General features: G+C 74.2%; 15 protein-coding genes and 4 tRNA genes. 13 read left to right on the top strand and 6 right to left on the bottom strand.

Features of this window, described 5'->3' with window-relative positions; translation table 11 throughout:
- Positions 1–161 precede the first annotated feature (161 nt).
- Positions 162–566, top strand: a complete 405-nt coding sequence (locus tag ACIOHG_RS14340) for an ATP-binding protein (RefSeq protein ID WP_400949641.1) — start codon at positions 162–164, stop codon at positions 564–566.
- Between the two features lie 167 nt (positions 567–733).
- Here the strand turns inward: ACIOHG_RS14340 and ACIOHG_RS14335 are convergent, their stop codons facing one another.
- Together ACIOHG_RS14335 and ACIOHG_RS14330 are read right to left on the bottom strand one after the other, a co-directional pair.
- Positions 734–994, bottom strand: coding sequence for a hypothetical protein (locus ACIOHG_RS14335; protein WP_400949639.1), 261 nt, complete (start codon positions 992–994; stop codon positions 734–736).
- Between the two features lie 64 nt (positions 995–1,058).
- Positions 1,059–1,643 carry a hypothetical protein gene (locus tag ACIOHG_RS14330; protein WP_400949637.1) on the bottom strand — a complete coding sequence of 195 codons (585 nt, stop codon included), beginning with the start codon at positions 1,641–1,643 and terminating at the stop codon, positions 1,059–1,061.
- A 295-nt stretch (positions 1,644–1,938) separates the two neighbouring features.
- On the opposite strand from ACIOHG_RS14330, the gene ACIOHG_RS14325 reads away from it, so the two are divergent.
- The 11 genes from ACIOHG_RS14325 to ACIOHG_RS14275 all read left to right on the top strand — a co-directional run bounded on the left by ACIOHG_RS14325 (position 1,939) and on the right by ACIOHG_RS14275 (position 11,114).
- On the top strand, positions 1,939–2,283 hold the full coding sequence (locus ACIOHG_RS14325) for an STAS domain-containing protein (RefSeq protein ID WP_400949634.1): 345 nt from the start codon (positions 1,939–1,941) through the stop codon (positions 2,281–2,283).
- A gap of 123 nt (positions 2,284–2,406) precedes the next feature.
- On the top strand, positions 2,407–3,984 hold the full coding sequence (locus ACIOHG_RS14320; RefSeq protein ID WP_400949632.1) for a PP2C family protein-serine/threonine phosphatase: 1,578 nt from the start codon (positions 2,407–2,409) through the stop codon (positions 3,982–3,984).
- A 561-nt stretch (positions 3,985–4,545) separates the two neighbouring features.
- Positions 4,546–5,646, top strand: a complete 1,101-nt coding sequence (locus ACIOHG_RS14315; protein WP_400949630.1) for a hypothetical protein — start codon at positions 4,546–4,548, stop codon at positions 5,644–5,646.
- 227 nt (positions 5,647–5,873) lie between these two features.
- Entirely contained in the window at positions 5,874–7,127 is a 1,254-nt protein-coding gene (locus tag ACIOHG_RS14310) for a hypothetical protein (RefSeq protein WP_400949628.1), read from the top strand.
- 58 nt (positions 7,128–7,185) lie between these two features.
- The gene (locus ACIOHG_RS14305; protein WP_400949959.1) at positions 7,186–7,923 is read left to right on the top strand and encodes a hypothetical protein; all 738 of its coding nucleotides are present in this window, start codon (positions 7,186–7,188) and stop codon (positions 7,921–7,923) included.
- Between the two features lie 72 nt (positions 7,924–7,995).
- A tRNA-Ala gene (locus ACIOHG_RS14300) sits at positions 7,996–8,069 on the top strand.
- Positions 8,070–8,080: 11 nt separating this feature from the next.
- Positions 8,081–8,154, top strand: a tRNA-Ser gene (locus ACIOHG_RS14295).
- Positions 8,155–8,215: 61 nt separating this feature from the next.
- Complete coding sequence (locus tag ACIOHG_RS14290; protein WP_400949626.1) at positions 8,216–9,664, top strand: SDR family oxidoreductase; 1,449 nt, start codon at positions 8,216–8,218, stop codon at positions 9,662–9,664.
- A gap of 26 nt (positions 9,665–9,690) precedes the next feature.
- A tRNA-Trp gene (locus ACIOHG_RS14285) sits at positions 9,691–9,763 on the top strand.
- 47 nt (positions 9,764–9,810) lie between these two features.
- Positions 9,811–9,883, top strand: a tRNA-Cys gene (locus ACIOHG_RS14280).
- 40 nt (positions 9,884–9,923) lie between these two features.
- Complete coding sequence (locus ACIOHG_RS14275) at positions 9,924–11,114, top strand: ribonuclease inhibitor (protein ID WP_400949624.1); 1,191 nt, start codon at positions 9,924–9,926, stop codon at positions 11,112–11,114.
- A gap of 60 nt (positions 11,115–11,174) precedes the next feature.
- Here ACIOHG_RS14275 and ACIOHG_RS14270 read toward each other — a convergent pair whose 3' ends face one another.
- Positions 11,175–11,936, bottom strand: a complete 762-nt coding sequence (locus ACIOHG_RS14270) for an SDR family NAD(P)-dependent oxidoreductase (protein WP_400949621.1) — start codon at positions 11,934–11,936, stop codon at positions 11,175–11,177.
- A gap of 96 nt (positions 11,937–12,032) precedes the next feature.
- The gene (locus ACIOHG_RS14265; protein ID WP_400949618.1) at positions 12,033–13,175 is read right to left on the bottom strand and encodes an acyl-CoA dehydrogenase family protein; all 1,143 of its coding nucleotides are present in this window, start codon (positions 13,173–13,175) and stop codon (positions 12,033–12,035) included.
- 253 nt (positions 13,176–13,428) lie between these two features.
- Between ACIOHG_RS14265 and ACIOHG_RS14260 the strand changes: the two genes are divergently transcribed.
- Entirely contained in the window at positions 13,429–14,025 is a 597-nt protein-coding gene (locus tag ACIOHG_RS14260) for a TetR/AcrR family transcriptional regulator (RefSeq protein WP_400949615.1), read from the top strand.
- 233 nt (positions 14,026–14,258) lie between these two features.
- Here ACIOHG_RS14260 and ACIOHG_RS14255 read toward each other — a convergent pair whose 3' ends face one another.
- Both ACIOHG_RS14255 and ACIOHG_RS14250 read right to left on the bottom strand, forming a co-directional pair.
- Positions 14,259–15,458, bottom strand: coding sequence for a glycosyltransferase (locus ACIOHG_RS14255; protein WP_400949613.1), 1,200 nt, complete (start codon positions 15,456–15,458; stop codon positions 14,259–14,261).
- Positions 15,455–16,321, bottom strand: a complete 867-nt coding sequence (locus ACIOHG_RS14250; protein WP_400949610.1) for a MerR family transcriptional regulator — start codon at positions 16,319–16,321, stop codon at positions 15,455–15,457. The genes ACIOHG_RS14255 and ACIOHG_RS14250 overlap by 4 nt, the downstream gene beginning before the upstream one ends.
- Between the last annotated feature and the right edge of the window lie 19 nt (positions 16,322–16,340).

Genomic DNA, 16,340 nt, shown 5'->3' with positions numbered 1-16,340 from the left:
AACCCGCACGCTGCCAGCCCGCTGATCACCGGTCAAGAGCGACACAGGACACCGGCCCGGGCCCGGAGGAGCACCGGCGCCGAGGGGCGGGCCGTGTAGCCTTCGGGCGGCCGGGCAGGCGCTCCGGAGCCCTCGACCCGCACCGGGAGACGGGACACGCCATGACCGACCACCCCCTCGGGCCCGACGCCCGCCACCGCCGCCTGGACCTCCGCCCCGGCGGCCCGACCGCCCCGGCCATGGCCTTCGTCCGCGCCGCCCTCGCCGACTGGCAGGTCGACGCCGCCCTCGCCGCCGACGCCCTCCTCGTCGCCGCGGAACTCCTCGCCAACGCCATCCGCCACACCCCGGGGGCCGAACGCCTCGACCTCGCCCTCGAACCCGGCGCGCTGCGCATCGCGGTCACCGACGCCTCGACCGACCCGCCCCGGCCCCGCCCCCACCGCCCGGACGCCCCGGGCGGGCACGGCCTGTTCATCGTCGAGCGCCTCGCCCTGACCTGGGGCAGCGACCGGGCCGGCCACGGCAAGACCGTCTGGGTCCGCGTGCCCATCGAGTCGCGTTGAACGCACCACCACGGGCGCTCACGAAGGTGCGCCGGCTGCGCCGCGGGACAGCCAGATGCTCAAGACGGTCCATGCGTTCGGGCCGTGGCGCCGGGAGGGACGGGGCTCGGGCCCGGAGGATCCGCACCACGGCCCCGAACCCTCACGACCCGGCCGGCTCTCCCCGTTCACGCACCGATCAGCCGGGCAGCCTGCCGCGGGTCGCGCCACCCCGCGTCCTCGGTGACGACGCGGGAGCGCGCCCACTCCGGAACGCTCGACCGGCAGTAGTACTCGTACGCGTGGCACTGCTCGCACCACTCCCAGTACCGTCCCGTCCCGCACAGTGTCACCCCGTGCTCCACCCAACGCCGTTCGGGCCCGTCGATGGTGAACGCCAGCTGCAGGGTCCCCGTCCCGCAGACCGGGCAGCCGCCCTCGCGGGTCACGGAGTATTCGCGCCCGTGCAACCCCACGGCGGCGAGGACCGAACCGCCCCGGGGTCCGGGTCGTTCAGATCGTTCGGGCGGGCCCGCGGCGTGCAGCGACGGCATCACCGGGTGCCTCGGGAAGATCCTCGATCATCAGCGGGCCCGGATAGAACACGCCGCTGCGTGGGCCGAACATGTCCTCACCCACGAGATAGCGGTAGAGCCACTCACTGAAGCCCATCCCGTACTCGACGAGCGGGCCGTCGAGAACCATGCCTGCCATGTGCCAGCGCTCGCCGTTTGCCGACCGGACGAGGAAAGCGCCCTCCCGGCGGTCCGTGCGGGCGACGGGAATGAGACCGTCCGGGCCGCCGAAGGTCGGAGTCGCTCCGCGGAAGGTGACGCCCGCCCCGTCCCAGTCGGACTCCTCCAGTCCCCTGATCTGCGGCCCGAGCCGCTCGGCCAGATCGAAGAACCGAGTGCCCGGGCGGGTCAGAACCAGGTGGTGGTTCAGGGTCACCGGGGCGTAGGTCTCCACGATCTCCTTGAAGTCCGCCGGGAGTTCGATCCCCAACAAGCCTTCCACCTCGCCCCACTCAACGAACTCGGGGCGGTCCGCCCGGCCGGGGCCGATCATGTCGAGAACGGCACCGAGATAGTCGCGCATGTCATCCACCCTCTTGATCCATCCTCTTGTCCGGGGCGCCGCCCGTGGGGTTCATCGGCGTCCACGCCCCTGTTCCGAGGGACAGCCGGCTCGTCCACCCGCCCAAGCATCGATCCGATTATCGCACTGCCCCCCGTGCTGCCCGCCCGCCCCGTCCTGCCCGGCCGAGGGTGTCGGGTCGGTGAAGGGTCGGTACCCGTTGTGGGGACGACCGGCGTGCCGCCGTACGGTGGGTGCAGAGGACACACCGACACGAAAGGGGCGCCTCATCGACAACGCGCCGCAAACCCTGACCGTGACCGCCGGCGACAACTGGGCCGGACCGGTCCTCCTGTGCGTCGGCGAGATCGACATCCACACCGCTCCCCGGCTGGATCGCCAACTGCGCCGGGCCCTGGCGGTCCGCCCCGCCCCGGCCGTCGTCCTGCTCGACCTGCAGGACGTCTCCTTCATGGACTCCACCGGCCTCAACAGCCTGCTGGCCGCCCGAGTCGAGGCCGACCGCAACGGCACCCTGCTCGCCCTGGCCCACCCCCGCCCCCAGGTCACCCGCCTGCTGGAGATCACCGAAACCGCCCCGCTGTTCCCGCTCAGCCCCCTGCCGCCCCGCCCGCCCGTGCCGTACCGGCCCGCGAACTGAACGCCGCGGCGAGCCGCCCCCGGGTCCACGGGTGCCACCCTTCGTCCCAGGACCACCACCGCCCCGCACCGGGAGTGGGAACCGGATGTTCCGGCGCCTCCCAGCGCGTGGCATGCTCGCCCTATGGCGGACCAGCAGCGACGGGTGACACCCCGGTCGGAGGACGGCCCGGACACCGGGGCCGGGCCGGACGCGGCCGTGGTGGCGGAGGTACTGGCGGCGCTGCCCGGTTCGGTGGTCTTCCTCGTGCCGGAGTACGGGCCGCGCGGTGAGGTCGCCGACTTCCGGCTGGCGGCGGCGTCGCCCGCGGCGGTGGACATCGGCGGGCGCGGCGCCGGGGAACTGCTGGGCCGCAGCGTCCGGGCCACCTACCCGGGCATCGAGGACACCGAACTGTGGCGGCACTACCTGGAGGTGCTGGAGACCGGGGCCGCCCACGAGGGGGAGACGGAGTACGAGGAGAGCACCGTCGGCATCCCGCACCACTCCCGCTACCGGGTGCGCGTCACGCGCTGCCGGGGCGGGCTGATCGTCTCCTGGGAGCGCCTGGACTCCGACGAGCGCGAACGCCGCCGCCTGGCGCTGATGCAGCGCCTGGGACGGATGGGCTGGGTGGACCGCGACCTGGTCCGCGGCGAGATCACCTGGTCCGACGAGGTGTACTCGATCTTCGGACGGGACCGGGAGCTGGGCCCGATGCCGCTGGAGGAGCTGGCCGCCCACGCCGAGGACACCGACCGCGAGGCGATGGAGCGCGCGGTGGCGGGCCTGCTGAAGGCCGGCGAGCCGATGGACCTCACCGTCCGCCTGCGCCTGCCCGGCCGGCGGACCCGCCACGTGCGGGTGGTCTCCGAGGCCGAGACGGACGTCGCGGGCCTGCCGGTCCGGGTGCACGGCTTCTTCCAGGACCTCACCAGCGCCAAGGACACCGAACGGCGCCTGCTGGAGCAGCAGGAGGCCGCCCTCGCCCAGCAGGGCCAGCTGGCCGCCGAACGCGCCCTCGCCGCCCGCCTCCAGGAGACCCTGCTCCCCAGGCCCCAGCGGAACCTCGACCTGTCCGGCCTCACCGTCGACGTCGCCTACCGGCCCCTGCAGGAAGGGCTCGAACTCGGCGGCGACTGGTACAGCGCCGTCGAACTCCCCGACGGCAGCGCCCTGCTGGTCGTCGGCGACGTGGCCGGGCACGGCCTGGACGCGATCGCCACCATGGCCCTGCTGCGCTTCACCGCCAAGGGCATGGCCATCACCGGCACCCCCCTGCCCGCTGTCCTGGCCAACCTGAACACCCTCCTGCTGCACACCCCCGAACGCGACGGCGACACCGCCACCATGATCATGGCCGTCTACCAGCCCGCCGCCTCCCGCCTCACCTGGGTCCGGGCCGGCCACCTGCCGCCGCTGCTCGTCCGCGAGGGCCGGGCCCGTTTCCTGCCCTCCCCCCGCGGCATCCTGCTCGGCGCGACCGCGGACCCCCGCTACGAGGCCGCCACTGTCGACCTCCTCCCCGGCGACCACCTGCTGCTCTACACCGACGGCCTGATCGAGAAACCCGACGAACCGATCGACGAGGGCCTGGCCCGCCTCGCGGACACCGCCCTGGCCCACGCCGACAGCCCCCGTTTCCTGGACGAGGTGGTCGGGACCCTGGTCGCCCCGCACCCCCGCCGCGACGACATCTGCGCCCTGCACGTCAGCCGCTGACCGAGCCGCGCCCGCAGCTCCACCCGCCCGGCGGCGACCGGAACGCACCCCCTTCCCGCGGAATTGCTGCGGGGTACCGAAAATGCCCGCCGGAAGCAATTCCTGACCGGTCGACAAATTCCGGTGCACGATTTCCGGGCCGGCGGTAATCCGGTCGTCAAGGTGTGCGGCGGCAGTGCGGACCGGGCCCCGGCGCCGCATACAGTTCACGAGATCGCTTCAACTGTTCACGGCCGACCGTGCTACGCGCATCGACACCATGGCCACCTGTGGTTTTTGCCTGCTGCTGGGCGTGGCCGGGGAGTTCTTTGCCGTCCGTCCCGTTGACGGTCTTTCAGCGGCTCTGCTTTGCTTCCGAGCGGTCGGCGGCAGAACCGTGCGAGCCATTTCCTGATGTCCCGTCAGTAATCACCACGGCGCTGGAAGCGTCTCTCCGGCATGCCTTTTTCCGGTGGCTCGCCCGCGGCCGCCCGCTCCCGTTCCCTCCCCCCACTCCCTCCCCCCACGATGCCGCCGCCGTTCCCACCGGTCCGCGGTCGGCACGAGAGAGGCACCCTCACCATGGGCATTCCCCCCACCCGCCGTCGGCCGAGGATCAAGGTCCTGACCGGACTCACCTCGCTGGCGATCGCCGCCGCGGGCTTCGCCGCCGCCCCGGCCTCGGCGAACCAGCCGGTCGACGAGTTCGCCGGCCGGCCCCACCCCTACCGGCACGGCGTCGTGCAGGCGAAGGGCCTGAGCGGCCAGGCCACCCACCGCACCAGCAACCTCAAGTACGGCGGCGGGGTGGACGGCATCGGCGTCACCACCGGCCCGGCCAAGGTCTACCTGGTCTTCATGGGCTCCCAGTGGGGCACCCAGGGCACCGACGCCAACGGCTACACCACGCTCTCCGGCGACCCGCTGGGCATCGCCGTCCGGGCCCAGCGGCTGTTCAAGGGCCTGGGCACCAACGGCGAGAGCTGGTCGGGCGTCATGACCCAGTACTGCCAGGGCATCGCCGCCGGGGCGACCTCCTGCCCGTCGACCGCCGCGCACGTCGGCTACCCGACCGGCGGTGCGCTGGCCGGAGTCTGGGTCGACGGCTCGGCCGCCGCGCCGAACCAGGCCAGCGGCAACCAACTCGCCTCCGAGGCCGTGAAGGCCGCCGGACACTTCGGCAACACCACGGCCGCGTCCAACCGCAACGTGCAGTACGTCGTGCTGTCCCCGACCGGCACCCACCCGGACGGCTTCAACACCTCGACCGGCCAGTTCTGCGCCTGGCACGACTGGAACGGCGACACGACGCTGTCCGGCGGCGCGGCCGCCTCCCCGTACGGCGACATCGCGTTCACCAACGACCCCTACGTCACCGACATGGGCGCCTCCTGCGGCCAGAACTACGTCAACGCGGGCAGCGCGGGCCTCCTGGACGGCGTCACCATCGTGTACGGCCACGAGTACTCGGAGACCGTCACCGACCAGAACCCCGCGGGCGGTTGGACCGACTCGACCGGCTACGAGAACGCCGACAAGTGCGCCTGGAAGGGCACCGGCGGGGTCGGCGGCGCGCAGAACGTGGCCTTCGCGACCGGCTCCTTCGCCATGCAGGGAACCTGGGCGAACGACTACAACGGCGGCGCCGGCGGCTGCGAGATCTCGCACCCCGTCGTCCCCTGACACCACTGAGCACCCCGGACGCGGGGGCGGGCGCCCGGTCCGCCCCCGCGTCCGGGGTGCCGCAACCCCGGTCCGGGGTGCCACAACTCCAGTGCGGGGTGCCACAACTCCATTACAGGGACAGGACATCGGGGGCGGCACCCTCCTCCGGCCCTGCCCGGCGGGTACGCTTCGTGCCGGACCTTCCGTCGGGAAGGGCGAGCGGCAGGAAGCAGGGAGAGTCGTCGATGTCCACCACCGGTCCGGCCGAAGCCCGCGCCGAAATCCGCGCCGAAATCCGCGCCGAAGCCCGCCTGGAGGAGGCCGGGGTCCTCCTGGTCGCGTCCCCGGGCGGGTGGAGCGGCGACCTCGCCCGGGACTTCCTCGGCACCGTCGCCACCCCGGCGGACCTCGCCTCCGGCGCCGTCGACCCCACCGGGCGGACGGTCTACCTCTGCGGCGACCCGGCCGAGGTCGACGAGCACCGACTCCGGACGGCCGGACGGGTGTTCAGGGTTCACGAGCACGTGGCGGACGGTGCCCTGGAGGAGGCGGTCGGCCCCGGGCGGGTGCCGCGGCGGGTGCACGGCCTCGGTGCGTACTACCCCCGCTTCTTCGCGCCCGACGGCGGGCACTTCGCCCGGATCAGGGCCGAGCACGCCTTCCAGACCCTCACCGAGTCGACCAAGCCCGGCACCGCCCACCGCAGCGGGATCTACCTGACCCCCGTCGAACGGGACGGCGCGGACCTGCGCTTCCGGCTGCTGCGCTGCTCCACCAACCTCTCCGGGCCGACCGAGAACTTCGGCCCCACCGACACCCGGATCGTCGCCGCGCTCAACCGGGAGGCCGACGCGCTCTTCCGGGGCCACGCCCCGCTCAACCACGTCCTCGCCCAGACCTACCACAACACCCCCGCCACCGAAGGCCGCAAGCAGACCAAGGCCAGGATCTCGGCCCACGCCGACAAGACCAAGGACATGCCCGCCAACGGCATCATGGCCTTCTGCACCTTCTACGACGGACTCGACCGGCTCCGCCCGCTCGCCGGGGACGACCCCCACGACCTCGGCGTGCAGGGCGTCAGCGGGCTCACCCGGCTGCACTTCCGCCGCAAGGAGGCGGCCCGCACCGCTCAAGAGGCCGAGCTGCCCGAGCAGTTCACCGTCACCCTGCACCCCGGCTCGGTGTTCTTCATGCCGCTCTCCACCAACCGCCGGTACGCGCACGAGATCCGCCCCGCCGCCCTGGACGCCGCCCTGCTCCCCACCCGGCTCGGCTACGTGGTGCGCTGCTCCGCCACCCCCGCCGTGCACCGGGACGGCCGCACCCTGATCGAACTGGCCGGGGAACTCGTGGAGTTGGAGCCGCCCACCGAAGCCGGCCTGGCCGAGCTGCGCCAGCGCTACGCCGAGGAGAACCGGAGCTCGGCCTTCATCGACTACGGCGACGAGTTCCGCTTCAGCATGAACAGCGGAGACTACCGTGCCCCGAGCCTCTGACCCCTCCGCCGCCGAACCCTTCGACCCGACGGGCCGGGCGGAGTTCGTCCGGTACGCGCTGCCCGCCGAGGCGGCCGGACCGGGCCTGTTCGCGGAACTGCTCGGCTCCGCCGAGCTGGAGGAACTGGGCAAGGGCCGGCGCGGCACCGTCCTGACCCGGCCGGACGCCACCGGCGCCGTGCCCCTGGTGCGCACCACCACCCGGTACGGCGCGCCCGCCCGGACCTTCCGCCCGGTGCACGAACGCCTCGCCCGGCAGATCCGCGAACTGGCCGCGCTCCCCGACGAGTTCAATAACGCGCTGCTGGAGTGCTACACCAGCGCGTACACCACCATGGGCGCCCACTCCGACCAGGCGCTCGACCTCGCCGAGGAGTCGCACATCGCGGTCTTCTCCTGCTACCGCGACCCCGAGGCCGGGCCGCCGCGCACCCTGCGCGTCGAGCCGAAGGAACCGGACGGCGGCGGGAGGTTCGAGATCCCGCTCGACCACCACAGCGCCGTGATCTTCTCCGTCGCCGCCAACCGGCGCCTCAAGCACCGGATCGTCCTGGACGCGCCCGCCCCCGCCCCCGACAACCAGTGGCTGGGCGTCACCTTCCGCACCTCGAAGACGCTGCTCCGGTACCGCGACGGGCAGGCCCACCTCCCGTCGGGCGCCCGCCTCACCCTCGCGGACGAGGAGCAGCAGCGCGAGTTCTACCGGCTGCGCCGCCGCGAGAACACCGAACCGGACTTCCGCCAGCCGGCGCCGACGTACACCGTCAGCGCGAGCGACCTGCTGCCGCCGGTCTGACCACGGGGCCGGGAGCCGGGCGGAAAGCGCTTGCCGACCGCCCCCGGCGGCGGGATAGCATCCGTGACACCTCCCGGGCGTAGCGCAGAGGCAGGCGCGCCATCTTCGCAAGATGGACCACGCCGGTTCGAATCCGGCCTCCGGGAGGCCCGACGACGGGCCTCGTAGCGCAGAGGCAGACGCGCCGCACTGCTCGTGCGGAGCACGCCGGTTCGAATCCGGCCGGGCCCGTCGCATCGCCCCCGCACCCACCACGCCCCGCGCGGTCGCACGCGCCCCGGAGGACCGCCCGATGAGCACGCCCCTGTCGAGCGCCCCCGAGGAGACTCCCGGTGCCCTTGATGCCCCTGGTGGCTTTGATGCCCCCGGTGCCCTCGGCGAGGCCGAACTCGCGGCCTTCGAGCGGACCGTCGGCCGGCTCCGCGCCCTGCCCGTCGACCACCCCGTCCGGCTGCGGGCCGAGCGCACCGCCGAGTCCTTCGTCCGCGACGGCCGGCACCGCCGCCGCCGCGACCGGCGCACCGACGCGTCCCGGGCCGACGCCGCGCTGATCGCGGCCACCGCCACCGGCGGCGCCGACCGCCGGGAGGACGCCCCGCTGGCCGAGGCACCCGCCCCCGTCGGCGCCCTGCACCGGCCCCAGCGCTGCTACGTCTGCAAGCGGCTCTACCACCGGGTCGACGGCTTCTACCACCGGCTGTGCCCCGACTGCGCCGCCGACAACACCGCCCGCCGCGCCCTCAGCACCGACCTGACCGGGCGCCGCGCGCTGCTCACCGGCGGCCGGGTCAAGATCGGCTTCCAGCTCGCCCTGATGATGCTCCGCGACGGCGCCGAACTGCTCGTCACCAGCCGCTTCCCGCACGACACCCTGCGCCGGTTCACCGCCGCCGAGGGCAGCGGGCAGTGGCTGCACCGGCTGCGGATCGTCGGCATCGACCTGCGCGACCCCCGCCAGGTGCTCGGCCTGTGCGAGCAACTGCGCGCCGAGGGGCGCCCGTTGGACATCCTGGTGAACAACGCCGCGCAGACCCTGCGCCGCCCGCCGGAGTCCTACGCGCTGCTCGCCGCCGGCGAACACGGCCCCGTCCCCGCGCAGGTCGGGCACGCCCCCAGGTTCCGCCCGATGCCCGCCCTGACCGCCGCCTGGCCGGTCACCGAACTCGCCGACGGTGCAAGGGAATCGGGGTCGCTTCCGATACCCGGACCGGCGGCGGTCGCGGCGGTGGACGAGGCCGGGCTGCTGCCCGACGCCGCGCCGCGCAACTCCTGGTCGGCGACGCTCGGCGCCCTCGACCCGGCCGAGCTGCTGGAGACCCAGCTGGTCAACGCGCTCGCGCCCGCGCTGCTCTGCGACCGCCTGCTGCCACTGCTGGAGGCCTCCCCGCACCCGGCCCGCTACATCGTCAACGTCACCGCCGTGGAAGGCCGGTTCGAGGTCCGCAACAAGACCGCCGGCCACCCGCACACCAACATGGCCAAGGCCGCGCTCAACATGCTCACCCGCACCAGCGCCGCCGAACTCGCCGGGCGGGGCATCCACATGTGCGCCGTCGACACCGGCTGGATCACCGACGAGAACCCGGCCCCGAAGAAGTCCCGCCTCGCCGACCGCGGCTTCCGCACCCCGCTGGACATCGTCGACGGCGCCGCCCGGGTCTACGACCCGATCGTCCGCGGCGAGGCGGGGGAGCCGCTCTCCGGCGTCTTCCTGAAGGACTATCAGGTGGCGCAGTGGTGACCTCCGCCCCTACGATCGGCGGTGACGGGGCCGTAGCACAGCGGCCGATGCGCCGGTCTCCAGAACCGGAGGACGCCGGTTCGACTCCGGTCGGCCCCGTCGCACCCGAGGGGGAGCGCGGGCCCGGTGCGGCCGCCGCGCGTCGTGGGGTCGTAGCACAGCGGCAGATGCGTCGGCCTGCAGAGCCGGAGGACGCCGGTTCGAATCCGGCCGGCCCCACACCCCGTCCCCGGGGCGGAGAGCACAAGGAGCGCCAGTGGTGAGCGAGTTCGCGGGCGTCCCGTCCGTCGTCCCCCGCCCGGTCGACCAACTCGCCCCGCTGCTGGCCTGGTTGCGCACCGGCGCCGCCGCCGGGCAGCGGCTCGACTTCCCGGCCGGCACCGCGCTCCCGGACGGCCGGCTCGACCTGTGCAAGCAGCAACTCGGCCCCGAGGGCGCCAAGTTGGTCGCCGACGCGCTCGCCGACGCGGCCCAGCGCCACGGTGGCGCGGAGGAAGACCTGCTTCCGGTCCGGCACCTGCTGCTCGGCACCGACGGCCTCGGCGACGACGGCGCCGCCGCGTTCGCCGCCCGGACCGCCGACACCCCCGTCCGCACCCTCTACCTGGGCTGCAACGGCATCACCGCCGCCGGAGCCTGCCGGATCGCCGACCGGCTGCGGGCCTCCCCGCAAACCGTCCGGGCGCTCTGGCTCAAACGCAACCCGCTCGGCCTGCACGCCGGCCAGGCCGCCGCCGAACTCGTCGCCGCCGTCGAGCGGTTGCGCACCCTCGACCTGGTGCAGACCGGCCTGGACGCGGCCGGGCTGGCCGTCCTGGTCGACGCCCTGCTGGCCGGCGACCGCCACTTCGAACGCCTCTACCTGAGCGGCAACCCGCTCGGCCCCGCGGGCGCCGAACCGCTCGCCCGCCTGCTCGCCGCCGACCGCACCGACGAGCTGTACGCCTCCGCCGCCGGACTCGGCGACAGCGGCGCGCGCACCCTCGCCGCCGCGCTGCGCACCGCCCCGCCCGGGCGGCTGCGCCGCCTGTCGCTGGCCAGTTCCGGCCTCGGGCCGGACGTGGCGGGCGAGTTGGTGGCCGCCGCCGCGCACGCGGGCGTGGAACTGCTCGACCTCGGCCGGGTCCGGGCCGCCGGGGCGCTGTCCGCCGCCGACAACCGGATCGACCTGGCCGCCGCCGAACGGATCGGCGCCGCGCTCGCCGCCGCCCCGCACCGCCTCGACCACCTGGTCCTCACCAACACCGGCCTGCGCAGCCGCGAAGCACACCGCCTGCTCGACCACGCCGCCACCGCCGCCACCCCGACCCGCTACCTGCTGGGCAAGGGCGTCGCCGGCAGCATCGTCCGCCGCCTCGACGCCCTGAGCGCCGACGTCCCGCCCCCGGCCACGGCCCCCGACGTCGCCGCGATCCGCAGCGTCCACCGCACCGCGCCGCCACCGAACTGACGGCTCGTCAATTCGTTTGCCGGTGCGGTGCGGTGGACGGATGCAGGGGAAGGCTGGGGTTCAGCGGGCGGACATCCGCAGGGCGCCGTCCATCCGGATCGTCTCGCCGTTGAGGTAGTCGTGCTCGGCGACCATCGCCACCAGGCGGGCGTACTCCTCGGGGCGGGCCAGGCGCTGCGGGAAGGTGACGGTGGCGGCCAGGCCGTCCCGGACCTCGTCGGAGAAGCCCGCCATCATCGGGGTGTCGACGATGCCCGGGGCGATGGTCACCACCCGGATGCCGAACTGGGCCAGGTCACGGGCCGCCGTGATGGTCATCCCCGCCACGCCCGCCTTCGAGGCCGCGTAGGCGATCTGGCCGACCTGGCCCTCGAAGGCCGCGATCGAGGCGGTGTTGACGACCAGGCCGCGCTGCCCGTTCCCGTCCGGCTCCTGGCCGGTCATCGCCTCGGCGGCCAGTCGCATCACGTTGAAGCTGCCGACCAGGTTCACGTTCAGCACGGTGCGGAACAGGTCCAGGTCGTGTGGGCCGCGCCGGCCGACGATCCGCGCGGACGGGGCGATGCCCGCACAGTTCACCGCCAGCCGCAGCGGACGGCCGTCCGCCGCCACCCGGGCCAGCGCCTCGCGCACCGGCTGCTCCTCGGTGACGTCCGCACCGAGCAGGGTGACGCCGTCGGGCTGCGCGGGAGCGGACTCCACGGCCTTCGGCAGGTCCAGGCCGTAGACCTGGGCGCCGAGCGAGGCGAGGTGGGCGGCGGTGGCCGCGCCGAGGCCGGAGGCCGCGCCGGTGACCAGGGCGGCGGTGCCGGAGAGCTGCATGCGGAAAGCCCTTTCCGATCGGATGGTGACGAACTGGTGGGAAGTGCGGGAGAGCGCGGGAAGTGCGGGAGAGCGCGGGAAGTGCGGGGGAGCGGGTCAGCGGGCGGCGAACTGGCGGCTGATCACCAGGCGCTGGATCTGGTTGGTGCCCTCGAAGATCTGCATGATCTTCGCCTCGCGCATGTACCGCTCCACCGGGAAGTCCCGGGTGTAGCCGTACCCGCCGAGCACCTGCACCGCGTCGGTGGTGACCTTCATCGCCGCGTCGGTGGCGATCAGCTTCGCCACGCTGGCCTGCCGGCTGAACGGGCGGCCCAGGTCGCGGCGGCGCGCCGCGTCGAGGTAGGTGGCGCGGGCGGAGTCCACGGCCGCCGCCATGTCGGCCAGCACGAAGCCCAGGCCCTGGTGGTCGACGATCCGACGGCCGAAGGTGGTGCGCTCGTTGGCGTACGCGACGGCGGTGTCCAGCGCCGCCTGGGCCAGGCCGGTCGCGCAGGCCGCGATGCCGAGCCGCCCGGAGTCCAGCGCGGAGAACGCGATCGGCAGGCCCTGGCCCTCCGCGCCGATCAGCCGCTCGCGCTCCAGCAGCGCGCCGTCCCAGTACGCGGCGGTGGTCGGCACCGCGCTCAGGCCCATCTTCTCCTCGGGCGCGCCGAAGGTCAGCCCCTCGACCTGCCCCGGCGCCAGGAAGCACGACACGCCGTGCGGGCCCGGCGCGGTGCGGGCGAACAGCGCGTAGAAGTCGGCCTTGCCGCCGTGCGTGATCCACGCCTTGGTGCCGGTGATCCGGTAGCCCTCCTCGACCGGCTCGGCCTTGCAGGTCAGCGCCGCCGCGTCGGAGCCCGCGTTCGGCTCGGACAGGCTGTAGCCGCCGACCAGTTCGCCCGCGAGCATCCGGGGCAGCCAGCGCTCCTTCTGCTCGGGCGTGCCGAAGGCGTTCAGCGGGTGGCAGGCCAGGGTGTGCACGCTGGTGGCCACCGCGACCGCCGCCCAGCGCGCCGCCAGCTCCTCCAGCACCTGCAGGTACACCTCGTACGGCTGGGCGCCGCCGCCGAACTCCTCCGGGTACGGCAGCCCGAGCAGCCCCGCCTGGCCGAGCAGCGTGAACAGGCCCTCCGGGTAGCGCTCCTGCTTCTCGTGGGAATCCACCTTCGGGGCGAGTTCCTTGTCGGCGAGCTCGCGGGTCAACGCGATCAGGTCGGCGGCTTCTTCGGTGGGAAGCAAGCGATCCACGGCCATGTTCCGGCTCCAAGCGGTACGCAAAGCGGTACGTCAGTACCGGTCAGCGTAGCGCAGCGATCCCGGCCTTGGGCATCCCCGGAACGGCGGCACCGCGAATCCGCGCGGACGGGCGGGCGAAGGGGCGGGCGAACAGGCGCGCGGGCGGGTAGGGCGGGCACACGGGCGGGTTGGGCGGACGGGTGGGCGGGCACGCGGGTGGAGCAGTGGAGGAGACGGGAGTGCGGGAGGGGCCGACTGTCATACTGGCCGGGTGATCGACAGTGCCGCCGCGCCCCAACCGACCGGACGGGGTGCCGCGCGCCGCAGCGCCCTCTTCGAGGAACTGGTCGACCTCTTCGTGGCCGAGGGCTTCGCCCAGTTCACCCTGGACGACCTGGCTGCCCGGCTGCACTGCTCGAAGCGCACCCTCTACGGCCTGGCCGGCTCCAAGGAACAGCTGGTGCGGGCCGCCGTGGTGCACTTCTTCCGCACCGCCACCGCCCGGGTGGAGGCGGCGCTCGCCGCCGAGAGCGCTCCCGCCGCGAGGCTCGCCGCCTACCTGCGCGCCGTCTCCGCCGAACTCGCCCCCGGCTCGGCCCGCTTCTTCGACGACCTCGCGGCCTTCGAGCCCGCCGCCGAGGTCTACGGCCGCAACACCAGGGCCGCCGCCCGCCGGATCCAGCGCCTGATCGACGACGGCGTGGCGGAAGGCGCTTTCCGGGAGACCCACGTCGCCTTCGCCGCGGACGTGATCAGCTCGGTGATGGTCCGCATCCAGCAGCGCAAGGTCGCCGCCGCGACGGGCCTCGCCGACGCCGAAGCCTACGGGCATCTGGCGGAGCTGTTGTTGCACGGCTTGTTGCGCTGAGGGCCCTGCGGGCGGCGGGGTGGGGGTGTTGGGGAGGGGGTTCGCCGCTGCGGCGGGCCTCGCCGACGTCGAAGCGTACGGGCATCTGGCGGAGCTGTTGCTGCACGGCTTGCTGCGTTGAGGGCCCTGCGGGCGGGGGCGTGCCGAGGGCGGAGGTTGTGCCGGTGGCCTGGGGGCGGGGCCGGGGAGCTGCGTGCGGAAGGCGCTTTCCGTCCGGGGTGGTGGAACGCGTGTTACGGGGTGGCTTCCACCGCTTCGGCCACGCGGGCGGCGCCGTTCTCCCGTCCGAGTCGGTCTGCTGCTGTTCTCGCCCGGGTGCGGAGGGCGGGGTCTTCCAGCGCCCGGCGGATCTGTTCGGCCAGGCGCTGCGCGGTCAGTTGCCTGAACGGGACTGGGGCGGTCGCTGTGCCGAGGCGGGCCAGGCGGGCGGCCCAGAAGGGTTGGTCGGCCATCACCGGGACGGGGATGCCGGGGATGCCGGCGCGCAGGGCGGCGGCGGAGGTGCCGGCTCCGGCGTGGTGGACGGCGGCGGCCATGCGTGGGAACAGGTGGGCGTGCGGGAGTTCGCCGACGGTCAGGATGTCGTCCCCGTCCGCGGCGAGCCCGGCCCAGCCCGCCTGCAGCACACCCCGGACACCCGCCCGGCGCAGCGCCTCCGTGACCAGTACGCCGAGGCGTTCGCCGTCGCCGCCCGCCATGCTGCCGAAGCCGATGAACACCGGCGCCGGGCCGGCCTGCAGGAAGTCCTCGACCTCGCGGGGAAGTCGGTAGTCCGGCGCCACGTACGGCCACCAGGTGCCGACCACCTCCAGTCCGCTGCGCCAGTCCGCCGGCCTCGGGACGAGGGTCGGGCTGAAGCCGTGCAGGACGCGCCAGTTCTCGCGTTCCCGGGCCCGCCGCTGGGCGCTCTGGGCGAGCGGGGGCAGGCCGAGGCGGGTGCGCAGTCGGCGGGCCGCGTCGGTGTGGAGGCGGTCGACCACGCGCTGGCCGACGGCGCCGGCGGCCCGGTTGCCCCAGCGGCCGAGCGAGCGGGTGCCGCCGACCACCGGCGGGAACTCGCCGGTCGGCAGGGTGGGTTGCAGGTACACACCGAGGCTCGGCACGTTCATCGCCTCGGCGAGGTGCCAGCCGAGCGGGGCCGTGGTGGCCGTGAGCAGGAGCAGGTCCGCGCCAGGGGCGGCGGCGTCGGCGAGCCCGTCGCCGAGCCGGTCGACGAACGCGGCGGCCCGCCCCAGCAGCGACCCGCCGCCCGCCCCGCCCCCGGGGTCGACGGACAGCGGCCGGAATGCGAGGCCGCTCTCCGCCACGAGGCCGCCGAAGGTCTCGGGCGCGGCGAGCGCGACCTCGTGCCCCGCCGCGCGCAGGTGGGCGCCGAGGCCGGCGAAGGGAGCGACGTCACCGTGCGAACCGGCCGCCATGACAAGGATCTTCACCGGGCTTCCTCCGTACCGTTCGTGTCGTTCGTACCGTGCGCGCCGCTCGGGTTCGCCGGGCTGCTCGGGTTCGCCGGGCTGCCCGGGTTCGCCCCGGACCGGCGCTCCGCGTTCGCGCCGATGGCCGTTCGCAGGTACGCGGCCAGGCCGGGGCGCTGCTCGGCCGGCGGGACGACCAGGGCGAACGCGCGGGCGTCCGCCTCGTAGTCGTCGGCGATCCGGCAGTGCATCTCGGGCGGACACGGCGTGAACCAGCGGGTGATGTGCTGCCGGTGCTCCTCGGCGAGGCCGAGCACCCGCTCGTCGTGCGGGGGCCGCCCCTCGTCGAAGGCGGCGAGCAGCCTGACCCGCCACGCGCCGGCCTCGGCCATCAGCTGCCGCCAGTCCTCCTTCGAGTGGGCGGCGGCCCGGGCCAGGGACTCCCGGTGCCCCGCGCGGTCGCCCCACTTGAGGTGCGCGTCGGTGGCGTAACTGAGGTCGAAGACCACGTCGCCGAAGACCTCGAAACGCTCCTCCGGGGTCAGGTCGACCCCGAGGTTGCGGACCTCGATCGCCCGCTCGGCGACGTCCACGAGCTTGTGCAGCCGCGCGATCTGCTCGGTCAGCGCCTGCCGACGGGCCAGCAGGTGGTCGAGTGCGTTGGCCTGCGGGTCCGCGAGGATGGTGGCGATCTCGTCGAGCGGGAAGCCGAGCTCCCGGTAGAAGAGGATCTGCTGCAGCCGGGCGAGATCGGCCGACCCGTAGAGCCGGTAGCCGGCCGCGCTGCGCTCACTGGGCGACAGCAACCCGGACCGGTCGTAGTGGTGCAGCGTCCGCACCGTCACCCCGGCGAAGCCCGAAACCTGCCCGACCGACCAACTCACCGTTCCCCCCTCGACGTCC

It is taken from the genome of Kitasatospora sp. NPDC088134 (assembly GCF_044741705.1).
In the GTDB taxonomy this organism is placed as follows: domain Bacteria; phylum Actinomycetota; class Actinomycetes; order Streptomycetales; family Streptomycetaceae; genus Kitasatospora.
This window is presented reverse-complemented; position numbering and strand designations above follow the sequence as displayed.

Coding starts and splice junctions, on each gene's coding strand:
- ACIOHG_RS14340 (WP_400949641.1), top strand. CDS start 162: ATGACCGACCACCCCCTCGGGCCCGACGCCCGCCACCGCCGCCTGGAC.
- ACIOHG_RS14330 (WP_400949637.1), bottom strand. CDS start 1,643: ATGCGCGACTATCTCGGTGCCGTTCTCGACATGATCGGCCCCGGCCGG.
- ACIOHG_RS14320 (WP_400949632.1), top strand. CDS start 2,407: ATGGCGGACCAGCAGCGACGGGTGACACCCCGGTCGGAGGACGGCCCG.
- ACIOHG_RS14315 (WP_400949630.1), top strand. CDS start 4,546: ATGGGCATTCCCCCCACCCGCCGTCGGCCGAGGATCAAGGTCCTGACC.
- ACIOHG_RS14310 (WP_400949628.1), top strand. CDS start 5,874: ATGTCCACCACCGGTCCGGCCGAAGCCCGCGCCGAAATCCGCGCCGAA.
- ACIOHG_RS14290 (WP_400949626.1), top strand. CDS start 8,216: ATGAGCACGCCCCTGTCGAGCGCCCCCGAGGAGACTCCCGGTGCCCTT.
- ACIOHG_RS14270 (WP_400949621.1), bottom strand. CDS start 11,936: ATGCAGCTCTCCGGCACCGCCGCCCTGGTCACCGGCGCGGCCTCCGGC.
- ACIOHG_RS14265 (WP_400949618.1), bottom strand. CDS start 13,175: ATGGCCGTGGATCGCTTGCTTCCCACCGAAGAAGCCGCCGACCTGATC.